This window comes from Amycolatopsis sp. NPDC005003, assembly GCF_053600695.1.
The window spans coordinates 1-17377 of record NZ_JBSGAI010000057.1 but is presented as its reverse complement, the minus strand read 5'-3'; the positions used below and the strand labels follow the sequence as shown (position 1 = coordinate 17377).

18 protein-coding genes are annotated in these 17377 nt (G+C 71.3%); 8 read left to right on the top strand and 10 right to left on the bottom strand.

Going from position 1 to position 17377, the window contains the following annotated elements; genetic code table 11:
- Positions 1 to 155 precede the first annotated feature (155 nt).
- Together ACWED2_RS41935 and ACWED2_RS41930 are read left to right on the top strand one after the other, a co-directional pair.
- On the top strand, positions 156 to 761 hold the full coding sequence (locus ACWED2_RS41935) for an RNA polymerase sigma factor (protein WP_176173576.1): 606 nt from the start codon (positions 156 to 158) through the stop codon (positions 759 to 761).
- The gene (locus ACWED2_RS41930; RefSeq protein WP_449696067.1) at positions 758 to 1237 is read left to right on the top strand and encodes a carboxypeptidase regulatory-like domain-containing protein; all 480 of its coding nucleotides are present in this window, start codon (positions 758 to 760) and stop codon (positions 1235 to 1237) included. The genes ACWED2_RS41935 and ACWED2_RS41930 overlap by 4 nt, the downstream gene beginning before the upstream one ends.
- Here ACWED2_RS41930 and ACWED2_RS41925 read toward each other — a convergent pair.
- On the bottom strand, positions 1234 to 1998 hold the full coding sequence (locus tag ACWED2_RS41925; RefSeq protein WP_449696066.1) for a polysaccharide deacetylase family protein: 765 nt from the start codon (positions 1996 to 1998) through the stop codon (positions 1234 to 1236). The genes ACWED2_RS41930 and ACWED2_RS41925 overlap by 4 nt on opposite strands.
- A 108-nt stretch (positions 1999 to 2106) precedes the next feature.
- Positions 2107 to 2556: an SRPBCC family protein gene (locus ACWED2_RS41920; protein WP_449696065.1), complete on the bottom strand. Its 450-nt coding sequence runs from the start codon at positions 2554 to 2556 to the stop codon at positions 2107 to 2109.
- 69 nt (positions 2557 to 2625) lie between these two features.
- On the opposite strand from ACWED2_RS41920, the gene ACWED2_RS41915 reads away from it, so the two are divergent.
- On the top strand, positions 2626 to 4593 hold the full coding sequence (locus ACWED2_RS41915) for an FUSC family protein (RefSeq protein WP_449696064.1): 1968 nt from the start codon (positions 2626 to 2628) through the stop codon (positions 4591 to 4593).
- A 23-nt stretch (positions 4594 to 4616) separates the two neighbouring features.
- Positions 4617 to 4814: an antitoxin gene (locus ACWED2_RS41910; protein WP_043788515.1), complete on the top strand. Its 198-nt coding sequence runs from the start codon at positions 4617 to 4619 to the stop codon at positions 4812 to 4814.
- Between the two features lie 3 nt (positions 4815 to 4817).
- Here ACWED2_RS41910 and ACWED2_RS41905 read toward each other — a convergent pair whose 3' ends face one another.
- Genes ACWED2_RS41905 through ACWED2_RS41895 form a run of 3 tightly spaced genes read right to left on the bottom strand, consistent with a single transcriptional unit; the run spans position 4818 to position 8373 of the window.
- Positions 4818 to 5771, bottom strand: a complete 954-nt coding sequence (locus tag ACWED2_RS41905; RefSeq protein ID WP_449696107.1) for a prephenate dehydrogenase — start codon at positions 5769 to 5771, stop codon at positions 4818 to 4820.
- Between the two features lie 50 nt (positions 5772 to 5821).
- Positions 5822 to 7834, bottom strand: a complete 2013-nt coding sequence (locus ACWED2_RS41900; RefSeq protein ID WP_449696063.1) for an FAD-dependent oxidoreductase — start codon at positions 7832 to 7834, stop codon at positions 5822 to 5824.
- On the bottom strand, positions 7831 to 8373 hold the full coding sequence (locus tag ACWED2_RS41895; RefSeq protein ID WP_449696062.1) for a PadR family transcriptional regulator: 543 nt from the start codon (positions 8371 to 8373) through the stop codon (positions 7831 to 7833). Before ACWED2_RS41895 ends, ACWED2_RS41900 begins: the two co-directional genes overlap by 4 nt.
- 104 nt (positions 8374 to 8477) lie before the next feature.
- Here ACWED2_RS41895 and ACWED2_RS41890 point away from each other — a divergent pair, with 104 nt between their 5' ends.
- Positions 8478 to 9416: a patatin-like phospholipase family protein gene (locus ACWED2_RS41890; RefSeq protein ID WP_449696061.1), complete on the top strand. Its 939-nt coding sequence runs from the start codon at positions 8478 to 8480 to the stop codon at positions 9414 to 9416.
- Here ACWED2_RS41890 and ACWED2_RS41885 read toward each other — a convergent pair.
- Positions 9413 to 10255, bottom strand: coding sequence for an SAM-dependent methyltransferase (locus tag ACWED2_RS41885; RefSeq protein ID WP_449696106.1), 843 nt, complete (start codon positions 10253 to 10255; stop codon positions 9413 to 9415). The two genes, ACWED2_RS41890 and ACWED2_RS41885, sit on opposite strands and share 4 nt — an antisense overlap.
- Before the next feature lie 37 nt (positions 10256 to 10292).
- Positions 10293 to 10742, bottom strand: coding sequence for a MarR family winged helix-turn-helix transcriptional regulator (locus tag ACWED2_RS41880; protein ID WP_449696060.1), 450 nt, complete (start codon positions 10740 to 10742; stop codon positions 10293 to 10295).
- A 153-nt stretch (positions 10743 to 10895) separates the two neighbouring features.
- On the opposite strand from ACWED2_RS41880, the gene ACWED2_RS41875 reads away from it, so the two are divergent.
- Together ACWED2_RS41875 and ACWED2_RS41870 are read left to right on the top strand one after the other, a co-directional pair.
- Entirely contained in the window at positions 10896 to 11858 is a 963-nt protein-coding gene (locus ACWED2_RS41875; RefSeq protein ID WP_449696059.1) for an alpha/beta hydrolase, read from the top strand.
- A gap of 144 nt (positions 11859 to 12002) precedes the next feature.
- Positions 12003 to 13211 carry an alpha/beta hydrolase-fold protein gene (locus ACWED2_RS41870; protein ID WP_449696058.1) on the top strand — a complete coding sequence of 403 codons (1209 nt, stop codon included), beginning with the start codon at positions 12003 to 12005 and terminating at the stop codon, positions 13209 to 13211.
- A gap of 9 nt (positions 13212 to 13220) precedes the next feature.
- Here the strand turns inward: ACWED2_RS41870 and ACWED2_RS41865 are convergent, their stop codons facing one another.
- Positions 13221 to 14099: a hypothetical protein gene (locus ACWED2_RS41865; RefSeq protein WP_449696057.1), complete on the bottom strand. Its 879-nt coding sequence runs from the start codon at positions 14097 to 14099 to the stop codon at positions 13221 to 13223.
- A gap of 190 nt (positions 14100 to 14289) precedes the next feature.
- Here ACWED2_RS41865 and ACWED2_RS41860 point away from each other — a divergent pair, with 190 nt between their 5' ends.
- Entirely contained in the window at positions 14290 to 14931 is a 642-nt protein-coding gene (locus ACWED2_RS41860) for a DUF4383 domain-containing protein (protein ID WP_449696056.1), read from the top strand.
- A gap of 15 nt (positions 14932 to 14946) precedes the next feature.
- Here the strand turns inward: ACWED2_RS41860 and ACWED2_RS41855 are convergent, their stop codons facing one another.
- Both ACWED2_RS41855 and ACWED2_RS41850 read right to left on the bottom strand, forming a co-directional pair.
- Complete coding sequence (locus ACWED2_RS41855) at positions 14947 to 15951, bottom strand: SCO0930 family lipoprotein (protein ID WP_449696055.1); 1005 nt, start codon at positions 15949 to 15951, stop codon at positions 14947 to 14949.
- A 524-nt stretch (positions 15952 to 16475) separates the two neighbouring features.
- On the bottom strand, positions 16476 to 17377 hold a 902-nt coding region (locus tag ACWED2_RS41850; RefSeq protein ID WP_449696054.1), incomplete at its 5' end, for a lyase family protein.

Genomic DNA, 17377 nt, shown 5'->3' with positions numbered 1-17377 from the left:
ACCCCTCGTGGAAGCAGACACTGTCCGGTAGTGCACGACCGACGAAGTAAGTGACCTTGATGTATCCGAGATCCACCTGCACGCTCCTTCCCCCCGAAGGACCCGCGATACTGCCATTGCCGACTCGAAGACTCTTCCGAAGAGGGGCAGATACGGTGACCGACGTGCAAACCACAGAGGTAGATCCGCCTTGGGAGGGCCTGACCGGCGCCGAGCTGCACGCTGCGTGCATGCAGGCCGCCAGAGACGGTGACCGCCGGGCGATGGCCCGCCTCGTCGAAGAGCTGACCCCGCTCGTCTGGCACGTCGCCCGGGCCAACGGGCTCGACCGCGCGGTCGCCGAAGACGTCGTCCAGACCGTCTGGCTGGCCCTGTTCAGCCAGCTCGGCAAGCTCCGCGACCCCAAAGCCCTCGCCGCCTGGCTGATCACCACCACCCGCCGCGAGGCCACCCACCCGTTCGGCCGCCGCATGCAGCCGGTGCCGCTGAGCGACGAGGTGGCCGAAGCCATGCCGAGCACCCAACCGGCACCCGAGGACGAAGCCGTCCGCGCCGACCGCGACCGCCGGGTCTGGCGCGCCTTCGTCCGGCTGCCCCACCGCTGTCAGGAACTGCTCCGGCTGACCGTGCTCGCGGGTCGCGCGGAGTACCAGCTCGTCGCCGAGGCGCTGCGCATGCCGCGTGGCAGTGTCGGACCGACCAGGGGTCGCTGCCTCGACCAGATGCGCGATCTCCTCGCCAGTGAAGGGGGAAGCCGATGAACGACCTCGGGGCGCCGGGGGGCCAAGCCTCCTTCGGTGACGACGTACTGCTGGCCGATGTCGGCCGTTTCCTCGACGAACTGGACCCGCCACCGGGTGACCTGGTGCAGCGGGTCCAATTCGCGCTCGCCCTCGAGGACCTCGACGTCGAGGTGGCCCGCTGGGAACGGCTGGACAACCTCGCCGGCGTCCGCGGCGGCGGCACCGGCACGATCACGTTCACCGTCAGCGACCTGACGGTGATGATCAACCTGACCAAGATGGGCAAGCTCCACCGCATCGACGGCTGGCTGGTCCCGGCCGGCCAGTACGGCGTCGAGGTCCGCGTCGCCGAGCACGGCACGTCGTCGACGACGGCCGACGAAGGCGGCCGGTTCGTGCTCGACAACGTGCCACGCGGGACGACGCAGATCCTCGTGCACCTCGGCGACGTGACGTGCCGCCGGACCGTCGTGACGCCGACGGTCGTGCTTTAGCCCAGGAAGTCGGCCAGGGGGACGGGCGTCAGCCCGTCCTTCTTGGCCCGCTCCACGAAGGCCAGGTAGTCCTCTTTGAACGTCTTGCGGAAGTGCATCAGCACGATGTCGCCGGGCTTGAGCTTGTCGCCGGCCTGGAACTGGACGACCCCGTCGTTGACCGCGGCCGTCCACAGCACCGATGCGCGCATGCCGCAGGCCGCCGCCGCTTTCAGCGTGTTCTGGTCGTAGTTGCCGAACGGCGGCCGGAACAGCGACGGGCGGACCCCGAGGCTCTTCTGGAAGTCGTCGGCGTCGTCGCAGATCTCCTTGCGCTGGAACTCGTACGGCTTGCCCTTGAGGTTCGGGTGGTTCACCGTGTGGTCGCCGAGCGTCGCGCCGGTGGCGTCGAGGATCTGCTTGAAGTAGGCCTCGTGGCCCTTCACGTACTTCTCGTTCAGGAACAGCACCGGGTGGGTGCCGTTCTGCTGCATCAGCTTCAGCGCGTCCGGGTCCTGCACGGCACCGTCGTCCATGGTGAGGAAGACGTACGGCTTGTCGGTGGTGATCCGGCGGATCAGCGGCACCTGGCCGTTCTCGATCGGGGGCGCCTTCTGCTGGACCGTGCCGAACGGGTACGGCCCGGACGTCTTCACGTCGGGGGCGGCCTGTGGTGCCGGGTTCGGCTGGCTCGTCTCGGGTGCTTGCTCGTCCGGTCCGTGCGTCGAACAGGCTGTGAGCGCTAACGCCACCAGTGCCAGCCCCGCCACCACGCGCTTCATCCCGCGTCCCCTCTCTCGCGAGTGGTCGTGAAGACCACTCGAAAGAGTGACGTCGGAAGGGTGGGAAAAGTTGCGCCGGATGATCTTCTGTGGTCCGGCGCACCCAGGTCAGCGCCCGGTTTCGGCCGCCTTGACCAGCTTGGCGGAGAACAGCCGGATCACGACGCGCAGCGTCGCGGCCAACGCCGGCCCACTGCCGCGCACCGGCTCGGTGAACGAGCCCGTCCAGCGCAGGTGCGTGCCGCCGTCGGCCGTCGGCGTGAAGGACACTTCGGCGCGGTAGTCCTTGAGCGGTTTGCCGGCGGCGAAGGCGTAGACGTGCTTGCGGCCGGGCTCGTATTCAAGGGTCTCCTCGCGGATCAGCACCGGCCACATCCCGACCTCGCGAACGGCGCCGACGCCGTCCGGCTCCGCGGTACCCCGCCGCGCCCAGCGGGCCTGGACGATCAGTGGCTTTCCCCACTCCGCCCAGCGAGGGCCGTCCGCTTCGAGGGCGAACAGCGCCTCCGGCGGCGCGGTGCTCGTGCGGTTGACCTCGTAGGAGTACTTGCGACCCACCGGTAACCTCCCGCGTTGTTGACAGACTGATAACTAATCGTCTCCGGGAGCGTAGGTCAAGATGAGGGGGTGAGCACGCCGCGCCCCGACCTCGCCGCGCCGCACTGGCTGGTCCAGCTGCTGCGCAGCTCGCCGGTGCCGGTGCCGTGGAACATGGTCGCCCGGGCCGTGGCCGCGCTGACCGTGCCGCTCGCGATCGCGTACGCGGCGGGCGACATCGCCGTCGGCGCGCTCGTCTCCACCGGCGCCCTGCCCGCCGTGCTGTCCGAATCGGCCGGGCCCTACCGCTACCGCGCCCGCCGGCTGGGCGGGGCGACGCTCGCCGCGACCGCCGGTTACCTCGTCGGGCTGCTCACCGGCGGCACGCCGGCGCTGTCCGTGCCCGCGGTGATCCTGGTCGCCGCGGTGTCCGCGGTGATCAGCGCGGCCGGCAGCAACGCCTCGGTCGCCGGGCTGCAAATGCTCGTGTTCTGCGTGCTCGCCACCGGGCAGCACGCCACCGGCGTGCGCGTCGAGGTCCTCTTCGGCTGCTTCTGCCTCGGCGCCGCCTGGAGCTTCCTGGTCGCGCTCGTCACCTGGACGGTCCGCGCGACCAGCCCCGAACGCACCGCCGTCGCGCACGTCTACGTCGAGCTGGCCGCGATGCTTTCGGCGACCGACGAAGCCGTCTCGCGGGTCGGCCGCCACCGGCTGACCACGGCGATGAACACCGCCTACGACCAGCTGCTCACCGCGCGCTCCTGGCTGTCCGGCCGCGACGCCGCCTACCGGCACCTGCTCAACCTGCTCTCGGCGACGACGCCCGCCGTCGAGGCGTCGGTGGCGATGGTCAACGCCGGCCGCCGCCCCGCCCAGGAGGTCATCGACCACTTCGTCGCGCTCTCGGCGGCGGTGCTGGCCGGCCAGCCGCTGCCGCCCCCGCCACCCGCGCCGCCCGGGGACCACGACCCGGTTCTCGCCGCGCTCTACGCGGGGCTGGTCCGGATCGGCAAGGGCGACGACCGCAAGCGCCGGCAGCCGACACCGTGGCACCGCCGCCTGCGGGAGTGGGCGGGCTCGCTCGCGTCCGGTCCGCTGACCTGGATCGCCGCGCTGCGGCTGACGTTGTGCGTCGCGATCGCCGAGGTCGTCGGCCTGCTCGTGCCGCTGGAGCGGTCGTACTGGATCACCCTGACCGTCGGGATCGTGCTCAAGCCCGACTTCGGGTCCGTGTTCGGCCGCGCGGTGCTGCGCGGGATCGGCACGGTCATCGGTGTCGGGATCGGCGCCGCCGTGCTCGGCCTCGGCGCGAACGGCTGGGTGTTGGTGGTGCTCAGCGCGGTCTTCGCCGGCGGCATCGCGGTGGGGAAGGTGCGCAACTACGGCATCCAGAGCGCCTTCGTGACACCGTTGATCATCCTGCAGATGGGCCTGGCGCACACCGGGAACTGGAGCGTGGTGCTGGCGAGGCTGGTCGACACCGTGCTGGGCTGCGTGATCGTGCTCGTCTTCGGCTACCTGCTCTGGCCTGGCAGCCGGCGCCCGCGGGTGGGCGGGCGGCTGGCCGACGGCTTGGACGCGGTCGCGAAGTACGTCTCGCACGCGCTGGTCGAGGCGTCGTCGGGGGAGGCGCGGCTGGCCCGGTCGCGGGCGCGGCGCGGGGCTTACCGGGCCCTCGCGGACCTGCGGACGGCGTTCCAGCAGGCCGTCGTCGAGCCGTCCGCGCACGGACGGCAGGCGGTGGCGTGGTGGCCGGTGATCGCCGCGCAGGAGCGGGTCGCGGACGCCGTCACCGAGGTCGGCGTGACCATCGGGCGGGGTGTGCCGCCGCCGGACCCGGCCGACATCGAGCTGCTGACGGCCGCGCTGGGGGAACTCGCTTCGGCCGTCCGGGAGCAGCGGGAGCCGCGGTCGATGCCGCTGCCGGACGCCCCGCGGCTGTCCGGGGTGGTCGACCAGCTGGAGTCGGCGTTCGACGCCGTTCGCGGCCCCGACCTGGCCGAACGCGCGCCCATCGGGCTCGTCCGGCGGTTCCTGCCCTACCACAGGCGCACGTGAGGATCGTGCGGTTCAATGCACCCATGGGAATCGACTTCGAAGCGTTGAAGGGCAAGGCCGAAGAGGCCCTGCGCGAGCACAACGACAAGATCGAGGAAGGCCTCGACAAGGCCGCCGACTTCGCGAAGTCGAAGTTCGCCGGCCACGACAGCCAGATCGACACCGGCGTCGAGAAGGCGAAGGACTTCCTCAACAAGTTCGACGACACGCCGGACCGGTAGCTCCTACTGGACCTCGCCGGTCGCGATCCCGTCCGAGAGGCCGGTGATCCGGCCGCCGCGTTCCCCGAGGGCGATCAGGCCTTGCCGCGCGTCCGGCGCGGCCAGGCTGATCCGGACGCCGGCCCGTTCGACGTCCAGGCTGGCGGCAAGCGCTTGCGCGCCTTCGTATCCCGCGTTGATCGTGGCCGCGAGCCCGCCGGTCGACGCGAGCGAGCCGCGCGCGGCGCCGAGCCGGCCGAGCGCCTCGTCGACGATCGGCAGCAGCGCGTCCCGGTTGCCTTCGGTCATCGCGCGCACGAGCTGCGGGTTCGAGCCGGCGACGCGCGTGCCGTCGCGGTAGGACCCGGCGGCCAGCGACATCGCCAGCGGGCCGCCCTCGGCGCCGATCGTGGCCAGGATCGCCGCCAGCAGGTGCGGCAGGTGCGAAATCCGGGCGACGGCCTCGTCGTGGGACTCCGCGGGCAGCGGGACGACGTGCGCCCCGATGTCCAGCACAAGCTTCGCCACCTCGGCCCAGGCTTCGAGGTCGGTGTCCTCCTCGACGGCGACCACCCAGGCGGCGCCCTGGAACAGCGCGGCATCCCCGGCCAGCCAGCCGGAGTTCGACGTCCCGGCCATCGGGTGCCCGCCGACGTACCGCGTGTACGGCACGCGGCGGCGGACCGCGTCCAGTACCGGCGCTTTCACGCTGGTCACGTCGGTGAGCAGGCAGTGCGACGCGTGCTGGTTGACCAGGCGCAGCAGGTCTTCGACGGCCGGGAGCGGCACGGCGAGCACGACCATCGCGTCCTCGGCCGCGGCCCGGTGCAGGGCCGCTTCGACGTCGGTGGTGACGTCGAAGCCCGCTCTGCTGGCCGCGTCCGCGTCCACTTCGGATACCGCGGCACCCCACGCTGTGCGGCCGCTGGCGGCCGCCGCGCGCAGCAGTGACCCGCCGATCAGCCCGAGCCCGATCACGCATACGTCTCGCACGGGGCCCATCCTGCCAGTGCCGGACGCTTTCCGGGCTACAGCGCGGCGGCGAGCCGTGTCCCCTGGTCGATCGCGCGTTTCGCGTCGAGTTCCGCGGCGACGTCCGCCCCGCCGATCAGGTGCACCGGCAGCCCCGCCGCGCGCAGCTCGTCGGCCAGGTCCCGCACCGGCTCCTGACCCGCGCAAACGACGACCGTGTCGACGTCGAGGAGCCGCGGCTCGCCGTCGACGGTGATGTGCAGGCCGTCGTCGTCGATCCGCTCGTAGGTGACACCGGGCAGCTGCTCGACGCGCTTGGCCTTGAGCGCGGCCCGGTGCACCCAGCCGGACGTCTTGCCGAGCCCGGCGCCGATGCCGGACTTCTTGCGCTGCAACAGGAACACCTGCCGAGGCGACGGCTCGGGCCGCGGCGTGCCCAGCCCGCCGGGCGCCTGTTCCGGGTCGGTGACACCCCATTCGGCCAGCCACGCGTCCAGGTTCAGCGCGGGCGAACCGGCGTGCGTGAGGAACTCGCTGACGTCGACCCCGATGCCACCGGCCCCGATCACCGCGACCCGTTCGCCAACCGGCTTGCCGTGCTTGACGACGTCGACGTACGACAGCACCTTCGGGTGGTCGATCCCGGGCAGCGACGGCACGCGCGGCGCGACCCCGGTGGCCAGCACGACCTCGTCGAAGCCGGTCAGGTCGGCCGCGGACGCGCGCTTCCCGAGGTGCAGCTTCACCCCGGTCACCTCGAGCCGCCGCTGGTAGTAGCGGATGGTCTCGGCGAACTCCTCCTTGCCGGGGATCTTCCGCGCGATCCCGAACTGGCCGCCGATTTCGTCGTCGGCTTCGAACAGTTCGACGCTGTGCCCGCGTTCGGCCAGCGCGGTCGCCGCCGAGAGGCCCGCGGGCCCGGCGCCGACGACGGCGACGTGCTTCGACCGCCGCGCCGGCGAGAGCGTCAACGTCGTCTCATGGCCGGCGCGCGGGTTCACCATGCAGGACACGAGTTTGCGCTTGAAGGCGTGGTCGAGGCAGGCCTGGTTGCAGGCGATGCAGGTGTTGATCTCGTCTTCGCGGCCGGTCTCGGCCTTCCGGATCCACTCGGGATCGGCGAGGAACGGCCGGGCCATCGACACGAGGTCGGCGTCGCCGCTGGTCAAGGCTGCCTCGGCGACCTGGGGCATGTTGATCCGGTTCGAGGTGACGACCGGGATGCGCACGTGCGGCTTGAGCTTCCCGGTGACCCAGGTGAAAGCCGCGCGCGGCACCGACGTCACGATCGTCGGCACCCGGGCTTCGTGCCAGCCGATCCCGGTGTTGATGATCGTGGCGCCGGCCGCTTCGACGTCTTTCGCGAGCGCGACGACGTCCTCCCAGCGCTGGCCGCCCGGGACGAGGTCGAGCATCGAAAGCCGGTAGATGATGATGAAGTCGGCGCCGACCTTTTCCCGCGTGCGCTTGACGATCTCGACGGCGAACCGGCGGCGCTTCTCGGGCGTGCCGCCCCAGGCGTCGGTGCGCCTGTTGGTGCGCTCGGCCAGGAACTGGTTGATCAGGTAGCCCTCGGAGCCCATGATCTCGACGCCGTCATAGCCCGCTTCGCGCGCGAGAGCGGCGCAGTTCGCGAAGGCGTCGATCTGCTTGCGCACACCGCGGTTGGTCAGGCTGCGCGGCCGGAACGGGTTGATCGGCGCCTTGATGCTCGAGGCCGACACGCTCAGCGGGTGGTAGGCGTACCGGCCCGCGTGCAGGACCTGCAGCGCGATCTTGCCGCCTGCCTCGTGCACCGGCGCGGTGAGCTGCCGGTGTTCCTTGGCTTCGGCGGACGTCGTCAGCTTGGAAGCGAGCGGCAGCAGCCAGCCGGTGCGGTTCGGCGCGAAGCCGCCGGTGACGATCAGCCCGACGCCGCCGCGGGCCCGTTCGGCGTAGTACTCGGCCAGCTCGGGGAAGTGCGAAGCCCTGTCCTCGAGGCCGGTGTGCATCGAGCCCATCAGGACGCGGTTGCGCAGCGTCGTGAAGCCGAGGTCCAACGGCGACAGCAGGTTCGGGTACGGGCTCATCGGGCGTCCTTGGGGTGGAGGGCGGCGAGGACTTCGTCGAACCACTCGACCTGGCCCTCTTCGACGCGGATGCCGCCGCGCAGGACCAGGTACTGGTGCAGGTTCTGGCCGGTCAGCGCGGCCGGCGCGGGGAAGTCGCGCTTCTCGATCTGGCGGTAGACGTCGAGGCGTTCGGCGTGCTTCGCGCGGTGCCGGACGATCTCCTCGGCCACCTTCGCCGGGTCGCCGAAGGTCGCGCCGCGGATCTTCACGGCCAGCTCGACCGGCCCGGCGGCCGGGTCCGGCTCGGCCAGCCAGCGGACGAGCTCGGCGCGGCCGCCGTCGCCGACCGTGTAGACCTTCTTGTCCGGGCGGCCCGACTGCGCGACGACGTCGACGGCCACCCAGCCGGCCTCTTCCATCCGCTTCAGCACGCGGTAGATCTGCTGGTGGGTGGCGCTCCAGAAGAGCCCGATCGACTTCTCGAAGCGGCGCGTCAGCTCGTAGCCCGAACCAGCGCGCTCGGACAGCGAGACGAGGATCGCGTGCTCCAGTGCCATGGGTGGAGGGTGCTATGCAACGAGTTGCAGTGCAACGAGGCGCGCATCACGTCACCCTCGTGGGTGGGATAAATCGGGTCGACTCCGCGCGCAAAAAGACCAGGATGGGAGGAGTGCACCCGGTACTCGAACTGATCTTCGGACGGATGGCGGCGGGCAGTGTCCCGGGCGAACGCACCGACGGCCGGCGGCTCGCGCTCGCCATCGAGGGCGGCAGCAGCCGCGGCACCTACTCCAGCGGCATGGTCCTGGCGCTGGACGAACTCGGCGTGACACCGGCGTTCGACGCCGTCTACGGCTCCTCGGCCGGGGCGCTGAACGGGGCCTGGCTGCTCTGCGGCCGCTCGTCGACCGGCGTCCGGACCTGGTGGAACCCGGTGGTGATGCGCCGGATCATCAACCCGCTGCACACCCTGCGCGGCCGTGCGGTGATCGACCTCGAATACCTCGTCCACCAGGTCTATTCGGTGCTGGAGCCGATGGACTTCCCGGCGATACTGGCCAACCCGGTGACGTTCCACCCGCTGGCCACCGACGCCGACACGGGGGAGTCCACCGACCTGCACCCCTTTCTCGACGACGTCGACGCGATCAAGGTCGCGCTCGCCGCGTCGTCTTGCATGCCGGTGCTGGCCGGGCCGCCGATCCCGATGGCCGGCCGCCGGTTCGTCGACGCCGGCGTGGCCGAGCCGATCCCGTACCGCACCGCGCTCGCCCAGGGCGCGACGGACGTCCTGGTGCTGCGCACCCGGCGCGCCGACGAGCTGCCGGTGCCGCCGCCGCGGGTGCACGACGTCGTCGTGCCGCGGTTCCTGCGCCGCCAGGCGCCCGGCGCGATCGCGGCCTGGCAGGACACCTATCGGCGGGACGTCGAGGACGAGGAGACCCTGGCGAGCGACTCGCGCCTCCTGAGCATCCGCCCGCCGGCCGGCGCGCCGGACGTGGCGGTGCTGGAACGCGACCCCGCGGTGCTGCGCAAGGCCGTCGACCTGGGCAAAAGCGCTGTCCTGGACGTGCTCGAAGGGTTGCGCGAAGCCTCTTAGGGTTTGCGCGCGATGCCGCCGATCACCCGCGACTCGGACGGCGATGCGGCGAACACGGTCTGCGCGTCGGGGTGCCACGCCGGGGCGTAGACCAGGCCCGGCTCCAGCATCGGCCAGCCGCCGAAGAAGCGCTCGAACTCCGCCATCGTCCGCAGGAAGCCCGGGTTCGTCGTGGTCTCGTAGTACTCGAGCAGGTCGAGCAGCGCCTGCCGCTCGTCGTCGTTCACCGGGTTCTCGTTGGTCATCTGCGACAGCACCAGCAGCGACCCGGGGGCGAGCCGGCTCCGGTAGTACTCGAGCAGCTGGTCCGGGTTCTGCTCGTCCTTGACGAAGTGCATGACCGCGTTGATCACCAGGGCGATCGGCTCGCGCGTGTTGATGATGTCCGACGCCTTCACCCGCTCCCAGAGGTCGTCCGGCTGCAGGAAGTCCGCGGCGATCGCGTGGTGGCGCTCGGGATCGGCGGTGTCGGCGAGCAGCAACGTCGAGTGGGCCAGCGCGATCGGCTCGTTGTCGATGTAGAGCACCCGCGTGTCCAGCTCGGGAGCGGCTTCGTCGGCGACTTCGTGCACGTTGCCCGCCGTCGGCAGGCCGGAGCCGACGTCGACGAACTGCCGGATGCCCTCGCGGACGCACTGCCGGACCGCGCGGCCGAGGAACTGCCGGCTCGTCAGGCAGTAGTCGCCCATCAGCGGCAGCCGGGCCCGGACCTTCTCGGCGAACTCGCGATCGATCGCGTAGTGGGTGTTCCCGCCGATGAAGTAGTCGTAGATCCGCGCGGCCGACGGCCGGTCGAGACTGCTTTCGACGGCCTTGAGCGCGTCGTCGTGGTTGATCATGGCCACCCCTTCGTGGTCCATGCTGCCACGGAGCCGATCACGCGGGCGACAACGCCTCCCGATAGGCGTTGACCGACTCCGTCAACCGGTCCAGTTCGGCGCGCATCCGGGCGAGCCCGGCTTCGTCCAGGTTCATCGCGGTCCCGATCACGTCGGGGATGTCCCGCGCTTTCTCGTGCAGGGCCCTGCCGTTTTCGGTGAGGCTGACGCGGACCGAGCGTTCGTCGTCGGCCTGCCGGTTGCGGGTCACGAGTCCCGCTGTCTGCAGGCGCTTGAGCAGCGGCGAGAGCGTGCCCGAATCGAGGTTCAGCTCGGCGCCGAGCTCCTTCACCAGGCGGTGGTCCCGCTCCCAGAGCGCCAGCATGACCAGGTACTGGGGATAGGTCAGATCGAGGTCCTCCAGGACGACCCGGTACAGCGACGTCACCGCGCGCGACGCCGAGTAGAGCCCGAAGCAGAGCTGGTCGTCCAGCCGCAGCGATGCCATGGCGGCCTCCTCTCTCGCGTAACTGCCCATGGTCCCCGCGATCGAGCTGGACGGCAACTTAAGTGCCCTGCATCTCATTGGGCGTCAATTAGTTGTGCACAACTGAGTTGCGAGCTACCTTCGTGTCATCAGCTTCGAGCCGAGGAGGACGACATGACCGCCAACCCGCACAACCTGGCTCTCGAACCCGCCGCGCAGGCGTTCGCGGAGGCCACCGACCAGCCGCCGTACCTGTTCCAGCTGCCGCCGGAGGAGGGCCGCAAGGCCGTCGACGGTGTCCAGGACGGCGAGGTCGCCATGGCCGCCGCCGAGATCGAGGTGCTCGACGTTCCGGGCGGCCCGAACGGTGACGTCGAGACGCGGATCGTCCGCCCGGCCGGTGTTTCCGGTCCGCTTCCGGTGATCGTGTACATCCACGGCGCCGGCTGGGTGTTCGGCGACTTCCACACCCACGAGCGCCTGGTGCGCGAACTCGCCGCCGGTGTCGGCGCGGCCGTCGTCTTCCCCGAGTACAGCCGCTCGCCGGAAGCGCGCTACCCGATCGCCATCGAGGAGAACTACGCGGTGGCGAAGTGGGTGGCCGAGCACGGCGCCGAGAAGGGCCTCGACACCTCCCGCATCGCGATCGCCGGCGACTCCGTCGGCGGGAACATGACCGCGGCGCTGACCATCCTGGCCAAGCAGCGCGGCGACGTCACCTTCAAGCAGCAGGTGCTCTTCTACCCGGTGACCGACGCTTCCTTCGACACCGCGTCGTACCACGAGTTCGCCGAGGGCTACTTCCTCGGCCGTGAAGGCATGAAGTGGTTCTGGGACCAGTACACGACGGATCCCGCGCAGCGCGCGGAAATCACGGCGTCGCCGCTGCGCGCGTCGCTCGACGAGCTGGCCGGCCTGCCGCCGGCGCTGGTGATCACCGGCGAGGCGGACGTGCTTCGCGACGAGGGTGAGGCGTACGCGGCGAAGCTGCGTCAGGCCGGGGTGCCCGTCACCGCCGTCCGGTACCAGGGGATCATCCACGACTTCGTGATGGTGAACGCGCTGCGGGAGACGCACGCCGCCGAGGCCGCGATCACCCAGGCCGTCACCGTGCTGTCGCGGGCACTGGCGGAGTAGTTGAGAAAACCCTGAGCCCGCCGCACGTTGCGGCCCTATGACGGACCTCACAGGTCCGCAACGTGCGAAGGGGCTCAAACGTGATATATACGCGAGTCCCGCGATCCGGGCGCGCATTTCCGCCCGCCCGGAAGGACCGTTGCCATGCACCTCAGCCAGATCCGGCTCGACTCGCCGATCACGATGACCATCGTCGGCGTGGTCACGCTGCTGGCGATCATCGCCATCCCGTTGTTCTGGGAGCGGTGGAAACGGAAGCTGCTGTGGCGCTCGGTCACCATCCTGTGCGCGGTCGTCTCCGTCGTCGTCACCACCGGCCTGGCCGGCAACATGATCGGCGGGTTCTTCCCCACGCTCGGTTCGCTGCTCGGCACCGGCGTCTACGCGGCCGACAGCATCGACGCCGAGACGAGCGCGAACGGCGAAAACCTCGAGGTGGTCCGGGAGGTCGGTGCCGCGCACGCCAAGGAGGGCAAGGGAACCGTCGCCCACATGAAGGTGACCGGCCGGCGCACCAACCTCACCCGCGACGTGACGGTGTACCTCCCGCCGCAGCACTTCGACCCGGCCTACAAGAACCTGCGGTTCCCGGCGATCGAGTGGATCCCGAACTACCCGTCCGGGCCCGAGGTCGTCACCGACGGGTACAAGCTCCCGGACCAGCTCGACGCGGCGATCGCCAAGCGCGTGCTGCCCCCGGTCGTGGTGATCATGCCGGACCCCACCGGCGTCCCGAAGATCGGTCACGACACCGAGTGCGTCGACGAAGTCAACGGCACCGCGAACGACACGTACCTGACGGCGGACCTGCGGGAGTGGGCGCTGCAGAAGCTGCGCGTCGGCGCGGACCGCAAGGCCTGGACCTTCGCCGGCTGGTCGTCCGGCGGCTACTGCGCGATGAACCTGGTGACCCGCCACCCGCAGTGGTACGGGCAGGCGGTCAGCGTCAGCGGCTACGACCGCGCCCAGATGGACGCCGAGACGGAGAACCTCTACAAGGGCCGCCAGGACGTCGACGACGCCAACAACGTCGGCATCACGGTCCGCCTCCACCCGTCCCCGGTGGACATCCTGGCCATCTGGGGCGAGAACGAGAAGTTCGAGAGCGCGGCGGCCGAGCTGATCCGCGCCGGCGTCCGGTCCCCGGTCCGGTTTTCGGCGTGGAAGGTCCCGGACGCGGGCCACAACATGAACACCTTCAAGTCCCAGATCCCGGAGATCCTCACCTGGATCGGCGCGCACACGACACCTCCCGCCACGGCGGGCCGGCAGGTCGAGACCACCGGCGGGGTGCAGCCGTGGCCGCTGCCCCGCTCGGGCGCGGCGGGCGGGCTGGCGGACACCGACCAGTAACCGGCGCGCTCAGCGGAGCAGCGTCGAAACGATGTCCGTGACCCGCCTGGACCCGGTCGCGTAGTCGACCTTGGCGGGGTGCTCGGTCAGCACCACCACGATGAAGTGCCCGACCACGCCCGAAGTGTGCAGCATCCGCGTCGGCATGCAGCACGACCAGCCCTGCTTGACCGCCCACTGCTGCCCGGCGGCCGCGTCCGGGATGCCGAAGTACTGCCGGAAGCCGTCGGACCCGCGCTCGGTCGCGCCGGCCAGCGCGTTCAGGATCGTCGTGGACTTGTGGTCCAGCAGGTACTGGTAGATCTTCACGACGTCCGCCGCGGTGATGCGCGTGTCGCCCCAGCGGCCGGGGTCCTCGGGCGGCCGGGTGCCGGTGAGGCCCAGCTTCGTGACCCAGCCCCGGACGATCCCCGGCCCGCCGTAGGCCACCCAGAACCGGCTCGCCAGGTCGTCGTCGCTGCGGGACAGCATCCGCTGGACGTCCGCGGCCGGGCCGCCCCGGTCGAGCACGGAAAGCGCGATCAGCAGCTTCACGATCGACGCGGAGGTGTACCCGCGGTCCGGGCGCACGGAGACGGTCGTCTTGCCGCTCTCCCGGTCGAAGACGACGGCGCTCGCGGTGCCTTCGCGCATGATCTTGTCCAGCGCGGCGGCGGTCACCCGGCCCGGGTCCGCCTTGGCCGACGGCGTCGCCGTCGCCGTCGCGGACGTCGCCGGTGCCGGTGCCGCCGCCGGTGTGGCGGTCGGCGTCGCGGACGTCGTCGTGACGACCTCGGTGACCGCGATCGGCTGCGGCGCGGCGGCGGTGCTGTGACCCGCCGTCACCACCACCGCGCCGATCGCCCCCAGGCACAGCCCCACCAGGAAGATGCCGCTCAGCTTGCGCATGCACCGGATTGCCGGGAAGGCCGCGCACTGTTCGCCCGAACGGGCCGCTTTGTGGGATAGCTCTCGAAGAGGGCCCGAATCCGGAACGCAAAGCGGCCCTGCGGGCAAGCACCATCGTTTCGCGCACCGTGGTCGCGGGGTACCTCAGCGCGGTGACGGTTGTCACCACCCGCTGGGAAGGACTGGAGTCATGGTTCACGCGAAAGGCGCACGCATCCGGGTCCGAGGCCTGCAGCCGGCGCAGGTGCTGGCCGGACTGGCCGGGATCGCGTTCCTCGTCGTCGGCATCATCGGATTTTCAAGGACCGGCTTCGGCAACTTCGCCGGCCACCACGACGCCGGGTTCTGGCGGTTCTCCGCCAACCCGCTGATGAGCCTGGTCCGCGTCGTGACCGGCGTCTTCGGTCTGCTGCTCGCGTTCGGCTCGGGCCGTGCGCGGACGTTCGGCTGGCTGCTGTTCATCGGCTACGGCCTGCTGTTCGTGTGGGGCCTGATGATCGACGGCCTCATCTCGACCAACCCGTTCGCCAACGCCGGCAACCCGCTGGACCTCGAGCCCGCCGACACCTGGCTGCACCTCGGTGTCGCCGCGCTGGGCCTGCTGATCGCGGTCCTGCCGGCCCGCCGCACCATCCTGCTGCCCGAAGACGAGACGGCCGACGAGCCGGTGGTCGCCGAGCAGCGCACCGAGGTGATCGACCGGACCGACCACGTCGACGCGGGCGACCGGGTCGACGCCGCGCCGCGCCGCCGGCCGTTCCTGCGTCGCGACCACAAAGGGCGAGGCCCGGAGGTCACTCGCGAAGAGCGTCCGCCGGGCCTCGCCCACTAGGAGGTTCGGGGTGGTTCAGTAGGTGGTGCCACCGGAACCGGAGTCGTTGGTCGCCGCACCGTTGCCGGCCGGAGCCTGCTGCTGGCCGGCAGCGGTGTTCGGGTTGCTGCCGAGCTTGCAGCCGGCGGGCTCGATGACGAACCAGGTGCCGTTGACGCCCTGCCCGTTCGCATCGCCCGGCTTGGTGTCCTTCGAGAAGGTGTAGACGGGCCAGCCGCCGACGGTCACCTGCTCCGAGCCGTCCTGGCGCTTGATGCTGCCGAGCAGCTTCGAGTCGATGCCCTGCAGTTCGACCTTGCCGTTCGAGAGCACCGGCGGCCAGGTCTTGGCGCAGTCGCCGTTGCAGGCGGAGGCCTTCTTCTTGGTGTCCTTCTGGAACAGGTAGAGCGTCATCCCGTTCTGGTCGACGATGGCGTCGCCGAGGCCGTCGATCTTGCTGGCACTGAGCTTGACGCCACCGGCTTCGGAGCCGGCCGCCGCGGCCTGCCCGGCCTTCCCGCCCTTGGCGTTCGCCGCGTACCAGGCGCCACCGACGCCCTGGCCGGTCGCGTCGCCGGGCTTGGTGTCCTTGGCGTAGCGGTAGAGCGCCCACCCGCCGACGGTGATCTGCTCGGTGCCGTCGGAGCGGGTCACCTTGCCGACCTCGTTCTTGTCGACACCCTGGACTTGGACGTCCCCGGTGGCCAGCATGGGCGGCCAGGCCTTGGCGCAGTCACCGTCGCAGTTGGACTTCGGCGGCTTCGCGGTGTCCTTGTCGAACCGGTAGAGGGTCATGCCGTTCTGGTCGGTGAGCACCTGCCCGACGTTGGCGACGTCCGCGACGACCAGTTTGCTTTCGTTCGACGCCGGAGCGGCGTTGCCCACCTGACCGTTGTTGTTGGCGGCCTGGCCGCCGCCGGTGCCACCCGCCGCCGCAGGAGCGACAACCGGCTGGGCAGTCTCGGCACCCGAGCAAGCGGTGAGCACTGCCAGCCCGGCTGCCGCCGCGGCGACGGAGACGGCGATGCGCGTGCGAAGCATGGAAGTTCTCCTTGTGTCCGTTGGGGTTTCCCTGCCGCTCGGTGCGGCTGCCTGATACCCACTACACGGACCCCCCGCGAAGGCGGTTCAAAGAATTTTCCCCGAGCTTGGGGACGTGGTCTGCGGGAGATCGTCATCTGGCGCCGGCCGTGGCCGCAGCGCTTGGTGCCTGGCTGCGGCCTCGCCTTTTGTCGGGGCATCGGCGCTGGCCGAGCAGTCTTGGCGCGTGGCCGGGGCCGCGCTCTGGCCGCCATCCCGCCCCTTCGCGGCCCCCTTGCCTGCAGTGTTCGGCGCTTGGCTACAGCTCTGCCGTAGGTCGGAGCCCCACCCGGGGTCGCAGCCCCACCCTGGCCGCGGCCCCACCCTGGCCAGGGCCCCACCCCGGCCGCAGCCCCCAGCCTGGCCGCAGCCGCACCCTGGCCGCGGCCCCAGCCTGGCCGCAGCCGCACCCTGGCCGCGGCCCCAGCCCGGCCGCGGCCCCACCCTGATCGAGGCCGCGCGCTGGCCAGCTGCAGCCTCGGCCGCTAGTCCGAAGCGCCCGGCAGGCCGTCGTCGCCGGGGGTGCGGTCGGCCGGTGCGCGGTCGCCGGAGGCGCGGTCGCCCGGGGTGCGGCCGTCGAGGGCGCGGTCGACCAGGGCGCTCGCCGCGCCGGTGTAGCCGGCGGGGTCGAGCAGCTCGTCCAGCGCCGCCGCCGTGAGCACACCGGTGATGGCGGGCAGCTCGTCCAAGACCTCGCGCAGCGGCCGGTCTTCGAGCACCGCCCGCCGGGACGCCTCGCCGAGCAGTTCCTTGGCCGTCGCCTTGCCGAGCAGCGGCGCGAGCACAGCGGAGAGCCGTTCGGAGACGATCAGCCCGTGCGTCGACGCCACGTTCGCCCGCATCCGCCCGGGCTCCGCGGTGAGCCCGCGCGCCAGCTCGGCGGCGGTGTGCGCGGCGCCGCCGGTCAGCCGCAGGCACTCGCGGACCAGCTGCCACTCGGCGTGCCAGACCCCGGCCGACCGTTCGTCTTCGGCGAGCATCGACTGCGTCACCCCCGCGGCCAGCACGGGCACCTGCAGCGCGGCCGACCGGATCAGCGTCGCGAGCACCGGGTTCCGCTTGTGCGGCATCGCCGAGGAGCCGCCCCGGCCGTCGGCGGCCGGCTCGGCCACCTCGCCCAGCTCGGTCCGGCTGAGCGTCTCGACGTCGACGGCCAGCTTCCCCAGCGCCCCGGCGGTGAACGCGAGCGCGCCGACGAGATCCGCGACCGGCGTCCGCAGCGTGTGCCACGGAAGCACCGGAGCGGTCAGCCCGGTCTCCTCGGCGAAGGCCGCGGTCAGCCGTTCCGCGTAGTCGCCGGCGTCCGCATCGCGAGCCGCCGCCGATGTGCCCAGGTCTGTGGCCGGTGTGCTTGCGTCGCCCCCGCCCCCGCCCCCGCCCCCGCCCC